The 15975-nt window shown below is 33.2% G+C and carries 14 protein-coding genes; 8 read left to right on the top strand and 6 right to left on the bottom strand.

Going from position 1 to position 15975, the window contains the following annotated elements; genetic code table 11:
• Positions 1–10 precede the first annotated feature (10 nt).
• The 6 genes from E0W73_RS07570 to E0W73_RS07545 all read left to right on the top strand — a co-directional run bounded on the left by E0W73_RS07570 (position 11) and on the right by E0W73_RS07545 (position 8187).
• Positions 11–1603: a type I restriction-modification system subunit M gene (locus E0W73_RS07570; protein WP_135221485.1), complete on the top strand. Its 1593-nt coding sequence runs from the start codon at positions 11–13 to the stop codon at positions 1601–1603.
• A gap of 1 nt (position 1604) precedes the next feature.
• Positions 1605–2834, top strand: coding sequence for a restriction endonuclease subunit S (locus E0W73_RS07565; protein WP_135221484.1), 1230 nt, complete (start codon positions 1605–1607; stop codon positions 2832–2834).
• Between the two features lie 9 nt (positions 2835–2843).
• Positions 2844–3035, top strand: coding sequence for a hypothetical protein (locus E0W73_RS07560; protein ID WP_135221483.1), 192 nt, complete (start codon positions 2844–2846; stop codon positions 3033–3035).
• 311 nt (positions 3036–3346) lie between these two features.
• Positions 3347–4876 (top strand): Fic family protein, encoded by a 1530-nt coding sequence (locus E0W73_RS07555; protein ID WP_135221482.1) that lies wholly within the window; start codon positions 3347–3349, stop codon positions 4874–4876.
• Between the two features lie 19 nt (positions 4877–4895).
• The gene (locus E0W73_RS07550) at positions 4896–7739 is read left to right on the top strand and encodes a type I restriction endonuclease subunit R (protein WP_135221481.1); all 2844 of its coding nucleotides are present in this window, start codon (positions 4896–4898) and stop codon (positions 7737–7739) included.
• 103 nt (positions 7740–7842) lie between these two features.
• The gene (locus E0W73_RS07545; protein WP_135221480.1) at positions 7843–8187 is read left to right on the top strand and encodes a hypothetical protein; all 345 of its coding nucleotides are present in this window, start codon (positions 7843–7845) and stop codon (positions 8185–8187) included.
• Between the two features lie 131 nt (positions 8188–8318).
• On the opposite strand, the gene E0W73_RS07540 is transcribed toward E0W73_RS07545, so the two are convergent.
• The 3 genes from E0W73_RS07540 to E0W73_RS07530 form a co-directional block, all read right to left on the bottom strand.
• Positions 8319–9071, bottom strand: coding sequence for an SGNH/GDSL hydrolase family protein (locus E0W73_RS07540; protein WP_135221479.1), 753 nt, complete (start codon positions 9069–9071; stop codon positions 8319–8321).
• A gap of 53 nt (positions 9072–9124) precedes the next feature.
• Complete coding sequence (locus E0W73_RS07535) at positions 9125–9907, bottom strand: DUF3050 domain-containing protein (RefSeq protein ID WP_135221478.1); 783 nt, start codon at positions 9905–9907, stop codon at positions 9125–9127.
• 89 nt (positions 9908–9996) lie between these two features.
• On the bottom strand, positions 9997–11175 hold the full coding sequence (locus E0W73_RS07530) for an acyl-CoA dehydrogenase family protein (protein ID WP_135221477.1): 1179 nt from the start codon (positions 11173–11175) through the stop codon (positions 9997–9999).
• Between the two features lie 166 nt (positions 11176–11341).
• Between E0W73_RS07530 and E0W73_RS07525 the strand changes: the two genes are divergently transcribed.
• Positions 11342–13096 carry a helix-turn-helix domain-containing protein gene (locus E0W73_RS07525; RefSeq protein ID WP_135221476.1) on the top strand — a complete coding sequence of 585 codons (1755 nt, stop codon included), beginning with the start codon at positions 11342–11344 and terminating at the stop codon, positions 13094–13096.
• A gap of 17 nt (positions 13097–13113) precedes the next feature.
• Here the strand turns inward: E0W73_RS07525 and E0W73_RS07520 are convergent, their stop codons facing one another.
• The 3 genes from E0W73_RS07520 to E0W73_RS07510 all read right to left on the bottom strand — a co-directional run bounded on the left by E0W73_RS07520 (position 13114) and on the right by E0W73_RS07510 (position 13662).
• Positions 13114–13248 (bottom strand): rSAM-modified peptide, encoded by a 135-nt coding sequence (locus E0W73_RS07520; protein WP_135221475.1) that lies wholly within the window; start codon positions 13246–13248, stop codon positions 13114–13116.
• Positions 13249–13292: 44 nt separating this feature from the next.
• A complete protein-coding gene (locus E0W73_RS07515) occupies positions 13293–13427 on the bottom strand; it encodes an rSAM-modified peptide (RefSeq protein WP_135221474.1) in 135 nt (44 codons plus the stop codon).
• Positions 13428–13521: 94 nt separating this feature from the next.
• Positions 13522–13662, bottom strand: a complete 141-nt coding sequence (locus E0W73_RS07510) for an rSAM-modified peptide (RefSeq protein WP_135221473.1) — start codon at positions 13660–13662, stop codon at positions 13522–13524.
• A 262-nt stretch (positions 13663–13924) separates the two neighbouring features.
• Between E0W73_RS07510 and E0W73_RS07505 the strand changes: the two genes are divergently transcribed.
• On the top strand, positions 13925–15484 hold the full coding sequence (locus tag E0W73_RS07505) for a vitamin K epoxide reductase family protein (protein WP_135221472.1): 1560 nt from the start codon (positions 13925–13927) through the stop codon (positions 15482–15484).
• Positions 15485–15975 lie beyond the last annotated feature (491 nt).

Genomic DNA, 15975 nt, shown 5'->3' with positions numbered 1-15975 from the left:
AACAACAAAAATGTCTGAAGATCAAAAAAAACTACTGGAACAAAAGCTTTGGGCGATTGCCGATATTTTACGAGGAAAAATTAGTGCCAACCAATTTCAGGATTATATATTAGGTTTTATTTTTTACAAGTATCTTTCGGAAAAACTAGAGAAAGTAGCAAATAAATTTTTAGAACCAGATAACTTAATTTTTGCTGAAATTGACGAAGAAAGCGAACACGGAAAACAAATTTTAGACGCTTTAAAAGAGGCAACTGTTGATGCTTTAGGTTATTTCTTAAAACCATCGGAGTTGTTTAGCAATCTGGCAAAAAAAGGAAATGCTAAAGTCGTTAATGAAGAGGATGAAGAGCAAATACAAAGCACTTTTATTCTTGAAGATTTAGCGGCTGTTTTAAGTAATATCGAAAAAAGTACCATGGGTTCTGAAAGTCAGGACGATTTTGACCAGCTTTTTTATGATATTGATTTGAATTCTACCAAAATTGGTCGTACAACAAAAGATAGAAACAATGTTATTGTAAAAATCTTAACTTCACTTGATGCGATTGATTTTGATTTAGAGAATACCGAAGGTGATGTTTTGGGAGATGCATATGAATATCTTATTGCAAAGTTTGCTGCAGGAGCCGGACAAAAAGCGGGAGAATTTTATACACCTCAACAGGTTTCTAGTATCTTGGCAAAAATTGTAACGACCAAAAAAAGCAAACTAAAATCAGTTTATGACCCAACTTGCGGTAGTGGTTCGTTACTGCTTCGTGTAGCAAGAGAAGTAGAGGAAGTAGGACATTTTTATGGGCAGGAGCAAAACCGTACGACGTACAACTTGGCCCGAATGAACATGATTCTGCATGATGTCAATTATCATAAATTTGATATCAAACATGAAGATACACTTGAGCGACCACAACACGAAGGATTTAAATTTGAAGCCATCGTAGCGAATCCTCCATTTTCGGCAAAGTGGAGTGCGAACCCATTATTTTCTAACGAAGAGCGTTTTTCGCAATACGGAAGACTGGCTCCGGCAACCAAAGCTGATTTTGCTTTTATTCAACACATGATACATCATTTGGATGATAACGGAATCATGGCGTGTATTGCACCGCACGGTGTTTTGTTTCGTGGCGCGGCCGAAGGTCATATTCGTAAGTTTTTAATAGAAGACCGAAATTATATAGATGCTATTATAGGTCTTCCTGCCAATTTGTTTTACGGTACAAGTATCCCGACTTGTATTTTGGTCTTTAAAAAATGCAAAGAAAACCCGGATGATATTTTGTTTATCGACGCCAGCAACGATTTTGAAAAAGTAAAAAACCAAAACGTACTGCGCGAAGAACATATTGATAAAATTGTAAGCACTTACCAATCGAGAGCAATAATTGAGAAATACTCGAACGTGGCGACTTTAGAACAAGTAAAAGCCAACGATTACAACCTGAATATTCCACGTTATGTAAATACGTTTGAAGAAGCCGAAAGTATAGATGTAAACGCGATTGCTGAAAAATTACAAAGTATTGACAGCAAAATGGAAACGGTTGATCAAACTATTGCTTCTTTTTGTGCTGAGTTGAATATAAAAACACCTTTTTAAGATGGAAACATTACAACCAAAATTACGGTTTCCTGAATTTGAAGAAGATTGGGAATTGATACAATTGAATAAATTGCTAGAGTTTAAAAATGGTATCAATGCTTCAAAAGAGCAATATGGAAGAGGATATAAGTTCATTAATGTTTTGGACATTTTAAGTAATGACTTTATAACTCATAATAAAATTAAAGGAAGTGTTGATGTGGATGAAAAAACTGCTTCCAAATATCTTGTGACTTATGGCGATATATTATTCCAAAGGAGTTCTGAAACAAGAGAAGAAGTAGGTACTGCAAATGTTTATTTAGATAAGGAACAACCAGCAACCTTTGGAGGATTTGTTATTAGAGGTCGTAAAATTGGAGAATATAATCCTGTATTTTTTAATAAATTACTTAAAACTAATTTATCAAGAGAAGAAATAACATCTAAATCAGGAGGAAGTACACGTTATAATGTGGGACAAGAAATTTTATCAAGTGTTATTTTACCATTTCCTTCACTTCAAGAACAAACCAAAATCGCCAATTTCCTTTCTTCAATAGATGAAAAAATCAATTTATTAAAAGAGAAGAAAGCCCTTTTAGAAGAATACAAAAAAGGTATGATTCAGAAAATCTTTAATCAGGAAATTCGATTTAAGGATGATAATGGGAATGATTTTGAGGATTGGGAGGAGAAAACTTTGGGAGAAGTTTCTTCAAAACCTAAGTATGGACTTAATTCTTCTGCAAAAGAGTATGATGGTATTAATGGATATATTAGAATTACAGATATTGATGAATTATCTGGAAGATTTTTAAGAAATAAAATTACTTCGCCAGAAGAATTTGATGATAGCTATTTATTAGAGTCTGGGGATTTATTATTTACTAGAACTGGTGCAAGTACAGGGAAAACTTATTTATATGATGTAAATGATGGTAAATTATTTTTCGCAGGATTTTTGATAAAATTTAACATAGCTAAAGCAAATCCAAAATTTATATTTTATCAAACTTTACTTTCAAGATATGACAAATGGGTTAAGATAATGTCAATGCGCTCAGGTCAACCAGGAATAAATGCTGAAGAATACTCTGCTTTGCCTATCATTTTACCACAATTAAAAGAACAAACCAAAATCGCCAATTTTCTTTCAGCAATAGATGAAAAAATTACTTTGATAGCAACACAAATAGAAGATACGCAGGAATATAAAAAAGGGTTGTTACAGCAAATGTTTGTTTAAAAAAAAATTATGGAGAACAAAAAAATTACAGATTATATTATTTTAGAGTTTGAATCAAAGGAGTTGTTGCAGTTCGAAGTCTTAAATAAAATTAAAGAAGGTTATGTTCTATTAGGAGGTGTTTCTATGTCGGTCGATTCGGGAGAACTAACGGTATTTAAATACTTCGCTCAGGCGATGGTCAAATACGCTGAAAAGTAGAAAGGTTTTACATTACAAGTTTGTTTAAGCTGAGGTTGTTAGTTTAAGAAAGCGTTTGTTTTTATTGCAAAATGATAATTAGCGTTTGTTTTTTATGGAATATGTTTAGGTTTTGTAAAGTTTAAAAAAACCTCTTTTTCATTAAAAATTTAGAATTTACTCTATTTTCATGATTTTAACCTGTTATTCAAAATTATTAGAAAAATTAAAACCTATTTTTCATTTTATAAAACAAAAATAACCTATTTTTCATTTTTGTAACCTATTTTTCATATATTTGAATAGATTGTTTATAAAATGTTTGTGCAAATATGATAGTTTTTTCTAAGGATATAACAGTATTTAATGATAAAACAACCCCCGAACTTGTTACATTAGTAGGGTATGGTGCCATAATAAATGCATTGCAGTTATTTATGCCAATGCCTGATAAATTGGCGACCATCAGTAAAAAACACAAACAATATAGTACAGAAAATTGGTTAGTCTTTACACCAAGACACCATCCAAAAGAAACATTGTTTCATCATTTGGTTTTTGCATTAAAATATGAGGGAATAAACTTGCTGTTTTTTAAAAAGCTATTTCAAAAAGTGGCAAAAGAAGAAATAACAAGCATGGTACAAAGCGAACCAACGGGACAATACAGTCGAAAAATTTGGTTTTTGTATGAATGGCTTATGCAAGAAAAACTGGATATTCCAGACTTGGCAATTAAAAACTTTATTCCGTTAATAGATGAAGATATTCAGTTTGGGGTATCAAATTCTATTAATTCCAGTCGTCATCGTATTAAAAATAATCTACCGGGAACAGTAGATTTTTGTCCGTTAATTTTTAAAACAGACAAACTAAGAAAGTATATAGAAGAAAACCTTTCTCAAAAAAAAGACACTTATTTAAAAGCTTTTCATAAAGATGTTTTACAAAGAGCATCGGCATTTTTACTGCTGAAAGATTCTAAAGCATCCTTTACAATCGAAGGCGAAAATCCTACTGTAAATCGTGCCGTACGCTGGGGAAAAGCAATCGGTCAGGCAGGTACAAAATCTTTAGATAAAGAAGAATTACTGCGTTTACAGCAAATCGTAATCGAAAACAGCCGTTTTATTGCAATGGGTTTTAGAAAAGAAGGCGGTTTTGTAGGCGAACATGATCGTACAACCGGCGAGCCTATTCCAGAACATATTTCAGCAAAAAAAGAAGATATCGAAAAACTGATCGATGGCTTGTTAGAAACCTATAAAAAACTCGAAGACAATCACTTTGATCCTGTTTTGTCAGCTTCGGCAATAGCTTTTGGTTTTGTGTTTATTCATCCTTATGTAGACGGAAATGGGAGAATTCATCGTTATTTAATTCATCATATTTTATCTAAAATGAAGTTTATACATCAGGGAATTATTTTTCCTGTTTCGGCTTCTATTTTAAATCATATTGATGATTATCGAAATGTTCTGGAAGCCTATTCTCATCCGTTACTTGATTTTATAGAATGGGAAAAAACAAAATCAAACAATGTGGAAGTTCTGAATGAAACAATCGATTTTTATCGTTATTTTGATGCCACAAAGCAGGCTGAGTTTTTGTACGATTGTGTAAACGATACCATCGAAAATGTTATTCCGCAAGAAGTAACGTATCTTCAAAAATACGATGAAATGAAAAGTTATCTGGATGATGAGTTTCAAATGCCAGATAAAATGGTGGCATTACTGATTCGTTTCTTGGAACAAAATGACGGAAAACTTTCGAAAAGAGCAGTCGAAAAAGAATTTTCTGCTTTAACCGAAGAAGAAATAAAAGAAATTGAACGTAATTATGAATTACTAATGAAATAAAGCAATACAAATAGTTTAAATGACATCGCAATCCGAATTAATTTTAGAGCAAAATTTAATCCATCAACTAACTTCAAATGGTTACGAAAAAGTAACCATTTTAGATGAAGCCGATTTGTTGGTTAATCTTAAAAATCAATTAGAAAAACACAACAACAAAGTGTTTTCGGATAGTGATTTCAAACAGATTTTAAATCATTTAACCAAGACGAATAATGTTTTTGAAAAAGCATTATTGCTTCGGGATAAATTTGCTTTCAGGAATGAAGCGAACGAATTGGTTTATATCGAATTCCTTAATATGGATTTCTGGTGTCAGAATGAATATCAGGTCACGAATCAAATTACGGTGGAAGGAACGTATAAAAATCGTTACGATGTTACGATTTTAATAAACGGTCTGCCTTTGGTTCAAATCGAATTAAAGAAAACCGGATTGGAACTAAAAGAAGCGTACAATCAAATCGATCGTTATCAAAAACATTCGTTTTCGGCTAATACAGGTTTATTCAATTTTGTACAGTTGTTTATTATCAGTAATGGTGTAAACACCAAATACTTTAGCAATTTCGGAAACAAAAAACCTGATTTCAAACAGACTTTTTACTGGACAGATGATAATAATAAGCGAATTTCTAAACTCGAAGATTTTGTAAATGTATTTTTAGAAAAGTGTCATTTGTCTAAAATGATAACCAAATATATCGTTTTGCACGATACCGATAAAATGCTGATGGTTTTGCGCCCGTATCAGTTTTATGCGGTAGAACGGATTATTGAAAGAGTTAAAAACTCCAATAAAAATGGTTATATCTGGCATACAACAGGTTCGGGTAAAACGTTGACTTCTTTTAAAGCCAGTCAGATATTATCGCAATTGCCGAAAGTCGATAAAGTCGTTTTTTGTGTCGACAGACAAGATTTGGATTATCAAACAGCGAAAGAGTTTAATGCATTTAAACCCGATTGTATTGACCCGACCAATAATACTAAAAACCTGGTTCGTCAGTTTAATGATAACAATAACAAACTGATTGTTACGACTATCCAAAAGTTGTATAATGCTACTACGCGCGAAAATCATCTTAAAACGATGAACAATCTAAAAGACAAAAAGATTGTTTTTATTTTTGATGAATGTCATCGTAGTCAGTTTGGCGATACGCACAAAAGAATTACGCAATATTTTGAGAATTACCAAATGTTTGGTTTTACAGGAACGCCTATTTTTGCCGAAAATGCTTTATCTAAAAATAAACAAAACCAAACTACAGCCAGTTTATTTGGAGAACAATTACACAGTTATGTCATTACAGATGCCATTAAGGACGAAAACGTATTGCGTTTCTCAGTTGAATATGTTGGAAGATACAGAGAGAAACAAGATTCTCAAAACGAAATAGACATTGAAGTTGAAGCTATCGATACGCAGGAATTGCTGGAAAGCAACGAACGTATCGAGAAAATTGCGAACTATATCATTCAACAACATCCTGTTAAAACGCAAAACAAAACCTTTACAGCGATGTTTTGCGTGAGTAGTGTAGAAATACTCATTAAGTATTATGACTTGTTTTCAAAACTTAAAAAAGAACGAAAGCACGATTTAAAAATGGCAACAATTTTTAGTTTTGGAGCCAATGATGAAATGATCAGTGATGTTGCCGATTTTGATGAACAAGATTTTAATACTGTTGCAGATAGAGACCAACGTGATGATTATAATTCCTATCACAAAAGAGACAAATTAGAAACTTATATTGAGGAGTACAATAAAACTTTCGAATCAAACTGGACAACCAAAAGTAGTGAATCATTTTACAGCTATTATAAAGATATTGCGCAAAAAGTACGTAATAAACAAGTCGATTTGTTATTTGTTGTCAATATGTTTCTGACTGGTTTTGATAGCAAATCGCTGAACACCTTATTTGTAGATAAAAATTTAAAATACCATGGTTTAATTCAGGCATATTCGAGAACAAACCGAATTTTAGGCGATAAAAAATCGCAGGGGAACATTGTAGTTTTTAGAAATCTTAAAAAAGCCACAGACGATGCAATTGCTTTATTTTCGGATAAACAGGCGAAAGAAGTTATCATTCTACAACCTTATGAAAAATACATTGAGGATATAAATGAAGCCTATGAGAAATTAAAAAGTATTGTACCGACTTCTGAATCTGTTGATGATTTATATACTGAGGAAGAAGAACTTGAATTCGTTAAAGCATTTAGAGAAGTCATTCGATTAAAAAATATTATCAGTTCGTTTGTTGATTTTACCTTTGAAGATATTGATTTAGATGAACAAGAGTTTGATGATTATAAATCCAAATATTTAGATTTATCTGATAAAGGGAAAAAAGTAAAAACGTCTATCTTAAATGAGGTAGATTTTGAGCTGGAATTAATTCATCGTGATGATATTACGGTAACTTATATTCTGAGTTTACTTGCCAAATTAAAAGGAATCACTTTTGCAGAAAAAGAAAAGAAACAAAAAGAGATTCTGGATTTAGTTTCAGGTGACACTAAACTTAGAAGTAAACGCGAATTGATAGAACGTTTTATAGAAGAAAATCTTCCTTTGATTGATGAAAGCGATATTGAGGAAGGTTATAATTCTTTTATGATTGTAGAACAGCAGAAAGCTTTTAATCAATTTGTAACCGATGAAAAGTTAAATGCTGAGAAGTTGAAAAAACTAACAGAAGATTATTTGTTCTCACAACGCATTCCAACTAAGCAGGAAGTAGTCGCTGTCTTAGAAAACCAACCCTCGATATTGCAAAGGGCTGCAGTTGGAGATACAATTTTGAACAAATTTTTGAGTTTCATCGATACTTTTTTTAATGATTAATAAGCGACTTTTGATGAATTATGCGTAATACTATTCAGGTTCAATTTTATTTATGTTTTGGGGCTTGATATTGTAATCTTGGTTATAAATAAAAGAATCAACAATGAATAAACCATATCAATATCATTTTCGCCCAGGATACCACTCGGATAAACTTCTGATTGATATTTTTTTGGGTGCTGAAAGGGAAACCTTTAATAACGATTTTTTGCACTCGATAGCTTCTTTAAAGCCTCATATGATCGAGGTTTTGGATTTATGGATGAATGATGAAATCTTGCTTCATTTTGATTCTGAAGCGGGAAAATTTAGCCTTTCTAAAGATGTCTGGGGTCTTGCTTTTGTAACTGCGGATGAAAATCAGGACGGACTTAAAAAGATTGACTTAATTTTACAACAGTCTGATTTGTTTGAAAAGATAGAAGTTGATTTTGATCGTTATAAATGAAAAGGAAAAACATTCTTTTCAGCCCCGATAGCAGCGATATCTTTTTGTGGTGGGGTTCACCGCAAAAAATAAAGCGGATAGCGGGACTAAACGAATTTTTGAAAACCTGACTTTTTGCTGCCTAAAAGGAATTAATCTTCTAAAGCCATTTTTACTTTTGGCATCATGCGTTCTACAAATCGGCTGTAGGCTAATTTAGAAGGATGTAAGCCATCGTTTGCCACGAGTTCAGGGTTTTCGAGCCCTTGGCGTGTAATATCTGTAATGTTTACAAATGTAATTTTGTTGTCGTTGCAATAGTTTTCTGCAAATTTATTGTACTGGTCTATTTCTGCCGAAATCATGGCACTTGAATTGCGTGCAACACTTTTGCCGTAAGGTGTGTAGGCATAATCAGGAATTGAGATTACAATCACATTTTTGCGATCACCTTTTGCTAATTCGATGGCTTTGGTTACCAATTCTGGAAATTCTTTTTCGTAAACCGAAAAATTCCTGTGCTGATACTGATTGTTTACTCCGATTAAAAGCGTTACCAAATCGTATTTTGGTTCTAAGGCCTGCGCTTTTATTCCTGCAAGTAGATTGGAAGTTGTCCAGCCAGTTGTGGCAATTATTTTTGATGAAATCGAAACCCCATACATTGCATTTAAGCTTTCTTTGAGCTGTTCGGGAAATCTGCAGGTTTCGCAGACACTTTGGCCAATAGTGTAGCTGTCGCCTAAAGCTAAATAATTTATTGGGCCGCTTATTGGGAGATTTGGGTTTACGGCTGGCGGATTTACAGCAGGAGGCGCCGGAGCTGAACCGTTTTCTTCTGCATTACAACTCAAAAGAAATACAGAAAATATAAGTGTAACTATTTGTTTAAATTGTAGTTTCATGATTGTTTAAATTTATGAACAAATAGTTACGTTAAATGAGAGGTTTTGGATTTTTAAACCATTTCTGTTTTTAAAAGAATTTCTTCTTCAATGGCATTCCATAATCCGATACGTTTTTCGAGAGCCAGAATAGAAACCTCTTCAACTTCTTTCCATTTTTGAGCATCTTCTTCGCATAATTCTGTAATCATTGTCATAGCCATTGGTCCGTGCTCGTCGGCATCTAGCTCGATATGTCTTTCGAAATAGTAAAGCAGTTTGGCCAAATCTGTTTCTGGCAGGTTTTTTTGGAAATTTTTCAAGATTTCGGTAAACATGCTCGGAATCAGGTCTTCTCTTCCAAAAGTAAAAGCGGCTGCAATTTCGTGCGGTTTTCCTTCTTCAATAACTCTAAACGTAAAATCTAGAAATTCTTTTACATTTGGATGCAGTGAACTTTGTTTAATGGCTACGAATATATTGTGAAGAGAAGTGACTTCTGATAAAAATTTTAAAATTCCGGTCGTATCTGCACCGCAGTCTTCCATTGCTTCAAGATACATTTCATAATGGCTTTGTCTTCTTCCGTCTATCGTTAAATCGGATTCTTCTGCCAGAACAATTTCGTTGATTAAATAACGGGTTTGCGGATTTTTTGTGGCAAACCAAGGAGTTGTTGTACAAGTTAGTTTTGATTGGAGCGCTTTTAGCAAAGACATAAAATCCCAAACGGCAAAAACATGAGTTTCTAGAAAACTATGCAAATCGTCGATATTTTGAATTTTATTGTATAAAGAATGATTTAGAAGTTGATTTTTTTGTGGTTGGATGCTTTTATTTATCTTTTCGATATTCATTTTCAGGAATTTTGGTGCAAAGATAAAAAGCTTCTCCGGTTAGAAGAAGCTTTTTGTATCAATTTTGCATATAATTTAATAGTTGCGAATTATTTAAATGCTGGAATTCCAGTTACATCCATTCCGGTTATCAGCAAATGAATGTCATGGGTTCCTTCATACGTAATCACGCTTTCCAGATTCATCATATGACGCATGATTGAATATTCGCCTGTAATTCCCATACCTCCGAGCATTTGGCGAGCTTCTCTTGCAATATTGATTGCCATGTTTACATTATTGCGTTTTGCCATCGAGATTTGTGCTGAGGTGGCTTTACCTTCATTTCTTAAAACCCCTAGGCGCCAAGTCAAAAGTTGTGCTTTTGTAATTTCTGTAATCATCTCGGCCAATTTTTTCTGCTGGAGTTGTGTGCCTCCAATAGGTTTTCCAAATTGTATCCTTTCTTTTGCATATCTAAGAGCAGTATCGTAACAATCCATCCCTGCGCCTATTGCTCCCCAAGCAATTCCGTATCTTGCAGAATCTAAGCATCCAAGCGGTGCGCCCAGTCCAGATTTATTAGGCAGAAGGTTTTCTTTAGGAACCTTTACATTATCAAAAATTAATTCTCCAGTTGCCGATGCACGTAGCGACCATTTATTATGCGTTTCAGGTGTCGAGAAACCTTCCATGCCGCGTTCTACAATCAAGCCATGAATTCTTCCTTCTTCATTTTTAGCCCAAACTATTGCAATATCTGCAAAAGGAGCGTTAGAAATCCACATTTTGGCACCATTTAATAAGTAATGGTCTCCCATATCTTTAAAATTGGTGATCATGCTTCCTGGGTCAGAACCGTGATCGGGTTCTGTAAGGCCAAAACATCCTATAAATTCTCCCGTTGCGAGTTTTGGCAGGTATTTCATGCGTTGTTCTTCATTTCCGTATTTCCAGATTGGATACATTACTAGAGAAGATTGTACAGAAGAAGTGGATCTAACTCCTGAGTCACCTCTTTCTATTTCCTGCATAATCAGTCCATAAGAGATTTGGTCTAACCCGGCACCGCCATATTCTACAGGAATATAAGGTCCAAAACCGCCAATTTCTCCAAGACCTTTTATAATTTGTTTTGGAAATTCGGCTTTTTGGGCATATTCTTCTATAATAGGAGAAACTTCTCTCTTAACCCATGCACGTGCTGACTCACGAACCAATTTGTGTTCGTCTGTTAGTAAATCGTCTAAGTTATAGTAATCTGGAGCTTGAAATAAATCTGGTTTCATCTTTCTGTTTTTTTAACAAAACAAATTTAAGCAATAAAAATATAACAGATACAAGTTAAATTGTTATATTTAGCTCTTCCAAAATAATATTTAATAGGATTTTGGCAAATTAATTGTAGTTTATTGATAATATATGAACTATTTTTGAATACCAAAAACACACTAAATGAGGCTGAGAATCTCTTTTATATTTTTATTACTATTTTATACTTGTTTTGCTCAGAATAAAAGGCAATTTACTGAACAAGAGTATGTAGCCTTGCAGAATAAAATTCGTTTCAGTATGAATGGTAATTTTGACGAAGGGCTTAAATATGTAAATCAGTTGGAGAATTCGACTGATAATAAGCATTTAACCTTTGCCTATGGAGCAGCTTCTCATTTATATCAACTCAAAGGAAATATTGCTAAATCGGATCAGAAATATGCACTGGCTATGAAGTCTTTAGCAAAGATGCCTGATTCCGAAGAAAAAACAAAACTACATTCTTACTTGCTTAATTTCAGAGGTTTAGCAGAGTGGAAAAGGCGCAATTACAGCAAGGCGCTCACCAATTATCAGGAAGGAATTAAACTATCAACTCAGATTAATGATATTATTCAGGTCATTAAATTTAAAAGCAACATTGCACTTTTAAATGAAAGCGTAGGAAACTACCAGCTATCAATTAAAATCCTGAAACAAAATGATGAATTTTTAGACAAAAACCAAAGCCTCTACGGGAGCGATCAGTATCAGAATGCCAAAAGCAATCTTTATACCAATCTCGGAAATTCGTATGAGGGCTTTTATATGAAAAACCGTGATAAGGCTTATCTGCTAGATTCTGCGGAGTATTGCTACAAAAAGGCAATCACTTACTCAGAAAAATTTGTGGATAACAAAATCACTTCTAAGCTGAGTCTCGGTAATGTATATTTGATGAAAAACGATTATCAAAATGCAGAAAAGATTTATTTTGATATTGCGTTGTATGCAAAGCAGAACAATGATCAGTTTTATTTTCAGATTGCCAATTACAATTTAGGTGACTTGTATTATACGATCAAAAAATACGATAAAGCGTTAGTTTTTCTTAAGAAAGTAGATTCAATTTCACAGAAAAATAAGTTGCTAGACGATAGTTATTTCCGGTCAAATTATATTCAGGCGAAGATTTATAATATAAAAAACGAACCTGAGCTTGCGTACAAACATTCTAAGCTTTATCTCGATTCATACGAGAAATACGAAGGAAACCTTAGAGACCAAGCACTTGAAGTTAATTATAAACTTGGAGTTGCCGACTTAAGCGATGAGATGTTTACCATTCAGGAAAAATATCGATATGATGTTTTTTGGAATAAAGCATTAAAAATCTTCTATGTTGTATTGGTGGTCGGAATCGTATTTTTCTTAATCAAAAATATTCGCGATAAAAATAAGGCACATAAAAAAATGAATGCTTTAATTGAAGAGTTTAAAGCAAATCTTGAGAAAAAAGAACAGGAACAAGTTCTTGTTCAAACTATTGAAAATGTGGAGTTAGAAGATGAAGTACACGCCAAGAAAGAAAATGTCAATTTGAGCATTGATGAGGCTAAAGAAAACAAAATAGTAGAAAAACTGCTAGCCCTCGAAGAAAAATTGGAATATCTAAATGCCGATTTCACATTAGCGTATGCTGCTAAGAAAATAAAAACGAATACGACTTATTTATCGTATGTGGTTAACAAGAGATTTGGCAAATCTTTTGGGGAATATACAAATGAGCTAAAGATTAACTATGTAATCAATCAGATGATTACCAATCATTTGTACAGGAAATATTCAACCCAGGCTATTGCCGAAAGTGTTGGTTTCAAGAATGCAGTGTCTTTTGCCAAATCATTTCGCAAAAGAACTGGAGTATCTCCAGCTCAATTTGCGAGTAATATCTAAAATTGATTTAATGGTGATTAGCCATTTCCTCCTCCGCCACCAGCTTTTTTTGGATCAGAATCATCTCCGTCACCGCCTTTTACCGCTTTTTGCTGGTTTTTTGTAATTTGTGCTTTTTCGAATTCTTCAAATTTTGATTTGTTTGTTTTCATAACCTTTATTTTTTGGATTAATTTCTATATTGAGAGTTTATTGATTATCCGTTTCCTCCTCCGCCACCAGCTTTTTTTGGATCAGAGTCATCTCCGTCACCGCCTCTTACCGCTTTTTGTTGTGTTTTTGTGATTTTTTGCTCTTCAAAATCACTGAATTTTGATTCTATTTTTTTCATGCTTTTATATATTTTGAATTAGTAAATTGAAGTTTTAAATAAAGATTTTTGGAAAAAATCTGATAATAACTAAGATTTTGTCGAAGCCAATTTCTTATACGTTTCCAGCACCTCCGCCACCTTTAATTGGGTTTGGAAGATCAGTATCTCCATCGCCACCTCTAATGACTTTTTGCTCGTTTTTTGATAATTTCTCTGCGTTAAAATCGTCGAATTTCAGACCTATTTTTTTCATGTTTTAAACTATTAGAATTATTGTTTATCCAAAACTAGAGAAAAAGCAAAACCGTTAATCGAAAATGGCTTTTACAGACTTTGTAGCAAAGGTATTTTTACGTAACTCCTTGTTGTATAAGCTTTTGTGTTGGTGTTAATGACTGGTATAATTTATAAATTGTATGTGGTATAATTCATAAAATGTATGCTTATGGACATTTTTTCTCAATAAAATCAACAATATTTGCAGTGTAATTATGAATTAAAAACGGTCAAAAGTTATGTTGAAACTTGTCCAAAAATTTCTTCAGATAAATAAGTATTCAGATATAAAAGATGAGTTTAAAGATTTGTTTCTTTCTCATCCAAATTATCCGAGCTTATTTGCGATTACAGATTCGTTCGATTTGCTTTCTGTCGAGAATGCTGCAGTAAGAGTTTCGAAAGAACAGATAGTCGATCTGCCGTCAAATTTTTTGGCCTATTTTAAAGATGAATTGGTCTTGGTTGAAAAGGCTAAAAATTTTGTCCGCATTCATACTTCAAAAAAGAGCAATCTTAAAACATCATATGAGAATTTCCTTTTAGATTGGAATGGAGTGATTGTGGCGATTGAACCTAATAATGTTATTGCAAGAGAAAACCTAAAAGCAGAATATAGCTGGTTGAAATATTTTCTGCCTCTTCTTCTGGTAAGCGGTTTGTCTTTTTTCTATAATGAATATGAATTATTCAGCACTACGTTCTTAATTACATCCATAATAGGATTTATTCTCAGCATTTTTATAGTTCAGGAAAAATGGGGTGTTAAAAACACTGTGATTTCTAAGTTTTGCGAACGAGGTTCTAATACATCTTGCCAATCTGTGATCAATTTTAAAGATGATGTCGAAAACAGTTGGGTTAGTTTTTCAGATTTGCCGTTGCTTTTCTTCGGTTCAAGTTTAATTGCAATTTTGATACAGCCCCTCAATTCTGCAGTATTTGTTGGTTTCTTGAGTCTATTGTCGATTCCGGTTATAGTTTTGTCTGTATGGATTCAGAAATTCGAAATCCAGAAATGGTGCATTATGTGTCTTGCCGTGTCGTTTTTGATTTTAAGCCAAAGCATCATTTGGTTTTCATCAAACCTATTTACACTTGATTTTGGTTTTACAGTTATTTTCCCATTTCTGTTTTCTTTGCTGATGCTGATTCCGATTTGGGCCGCTGTGAAAAACATGATTAAAAATATGCTTCAAAACGAAAGTTCATTAAAAGATCTTAAGAAATTTAAAAGAAATTACTCGCTGTTAAACTTTTTATCTAAAAAAGTACAGCATTTAAAAGGACTTGAAGAATTGAGAGGTTTGAATTTCGGAAATAGAAATGCTGTCGTAAAGCTAACGGTTATTATTAGTCCGAGTTGCGGGCATTGCCATAAAACATTTCAAGAAGCATTTGATTTGGTGCTAAAATTCCCTGATAAAATATTTTTAAATGTTTTATTTAATATTAATCCTGAAAATGCCGAAAATCCATACAAGGCTGTAGTAGAAAGGCTTTTGGCAATAAACAGAGCAACGCCAGGAAAAATTGTTGAGGCGATTTCTGATTGGCACATCAAAAAAATGAGTCTGAAAAGGTGGTTGAAAAAATGGCAGGTAGACAATATCAGCATAATGATCAACCAGGAAATCAATAAACAATACGAATGGTGTTCTAAAAATGATTTTAATTATACGCCAGTAAAAATCGTAAACGAAAAATTATTTCCGAACGAATATGAACTAAACGAATTGAAGTATTTTTTAAATGATTATGTCGAAGAAAAAGAAACAATTCTAGAAAAAATTGCCTAATCGCTATGAGAATTCCTTTTGGGGAAAGAAATGATGTCGATGAAATTAAAGTACTATGTTAAAGAAAATTTTGAATCTAGAAAGCGCTCAGAGAATAACAAAAACTGAGCAGAAAAAAATTCAGGGAGGCATTCCTGAGTGCTGGGTATATGCAATAGAAGCCGGCTGTGTTTTGATACCTGCGGGCGGTATCTGCCCATTAGATACTTATTCGGGCATTTGCGAGACAAATCGCTTGTGCTGCTAGTTTAGAAAATTACTTAGAAGTAATATACAATAAAGCCTTTTTAAAATTTAGTCATGTTTTTTTTAATTCGTAGGCGCTTGATCGTGGAACATTGAGCAATTTATCCCAACATTGATGATTGGTGTCGGGATTCTCAGGATAATTGGTCACTCGGTCAGTTTTATTTGGTTAGGACTGACCAAGTGCCATCTCCTAGAGAAAATTGATATTACTAATAATTTTACTATATAAAACCTTTTTTAGT

This window comes from Flavobacterium foetidum (genome assembly GCF_004634245.1).
Lineage (GTDB): Bacteria > Bacteroidota > Bacteroidia > Flavobacteriales > Flavobacteriaceae > Flavobacterium > Flavobacterium foetidum.
This window is presented reverse-complemented; position numbering and strand designations above follow the sequence as displayed.

Excerpts from the sequence above, each read along its gene's own strand:
- E0W73_RS07570 (WP_135221485.1), top strand. The coding sequence starts at position 11 with ATGTCTGAAGATCAAAAAAAACTACTGGAACAAAAGCTTTGGGCGATT.
- E0W73_RS07565 (WP_135221484.1), top strand. The coding sequence starts at position 1,605 with ATGGAAACATTACAACCAAAATTACGGTTTCCTGAATTTGAAGAAGAT.
- E0W73_RS07560 (WP_135221483.1), top strand. The coding sequence starts at position 2,844 with ATGGAGAACAAAAAAATTACAGATTATATTATTTTAGAGTTTGAATCA.
- E0W73_RS07555 (WP_135221482.1), top strand. The coding sequence starts at position 3,347 with ATGATAGTTTTTTCTAAGGATATAACAGTATTTAATGATAAAACAACC.
- E0W73_RS07550 (WP_135221481.1), top strand. The coding sequence starts at position 4,896 with ATGACATCGCAATCCGAATTAATTTTAGAGCAAAATTTAATCCATCAA.
- E0W73_RS07545 (WP_135221480.1), top strand. The coding sequence starts at position 7,843 with ATGAATAAACCATATCAATATCATTTTCGCCCAGGATACCACTCGGAT.
- E0W73_RS07540 (WP_135221479.1), bottom strand. The coding sequence starts at position 9,071 with ATGAAACTACAATTTAAACAAATAGTTACACTTATATTTTCTGTATTT.
- E0W73_RS07535 (WP_135221478.1), bottom strand. The coding sequence starts at position 9,907 with ATGAATATCGAAAAGATAAATAAAAGCATCCAACCACAAAAAAATCAA.
- E0W73_RS07530 (WP_135221477.1), bottom strand. The coding sequence starts at position 11,175 with ATGAAACCAGATTTATTTCAAGCTCCAGATTACTATAACTTAGACGAT.
- E0W73_RS07525 (WP_135221476.1), top strand. The coding sequence starts at position 11,342 with ATGAGGCTGAGAATCTCTTTTATATTTTTATTACTATTTTATACTTGT.
- E0W73_RS07520 (WP_135221475.1), bottom strand. The coding sequence starts at position 13,248 with ATGAAAACAAACAAATCAAAATTTGAAGAATTCGAAAAAGCACAAATT.
- E0W73_RS07515 (WP_135221474.1), bottom strand. The coding sequence starts at position 13,427 with ATGAAAAAAATAGAATCAAAATTCAGTGATTTTGAAGAGCAAAAAATC.
- E0W73_RS07510 (WP_135221473.1), bottom strand. The coding sequence starts at position 13,662 with ATGAAAAAAATAGGTCTGAAATTCGACGATTTTAACGCAGAGAAATTA.
- E0W73_RS07505 (WP_135221472.1), top strand. The coding sequence starts at position 13,925 with ATGTTGAAACTTGTCCAAAAATTTCTTCAGATAAATAAGTATTCAGAT.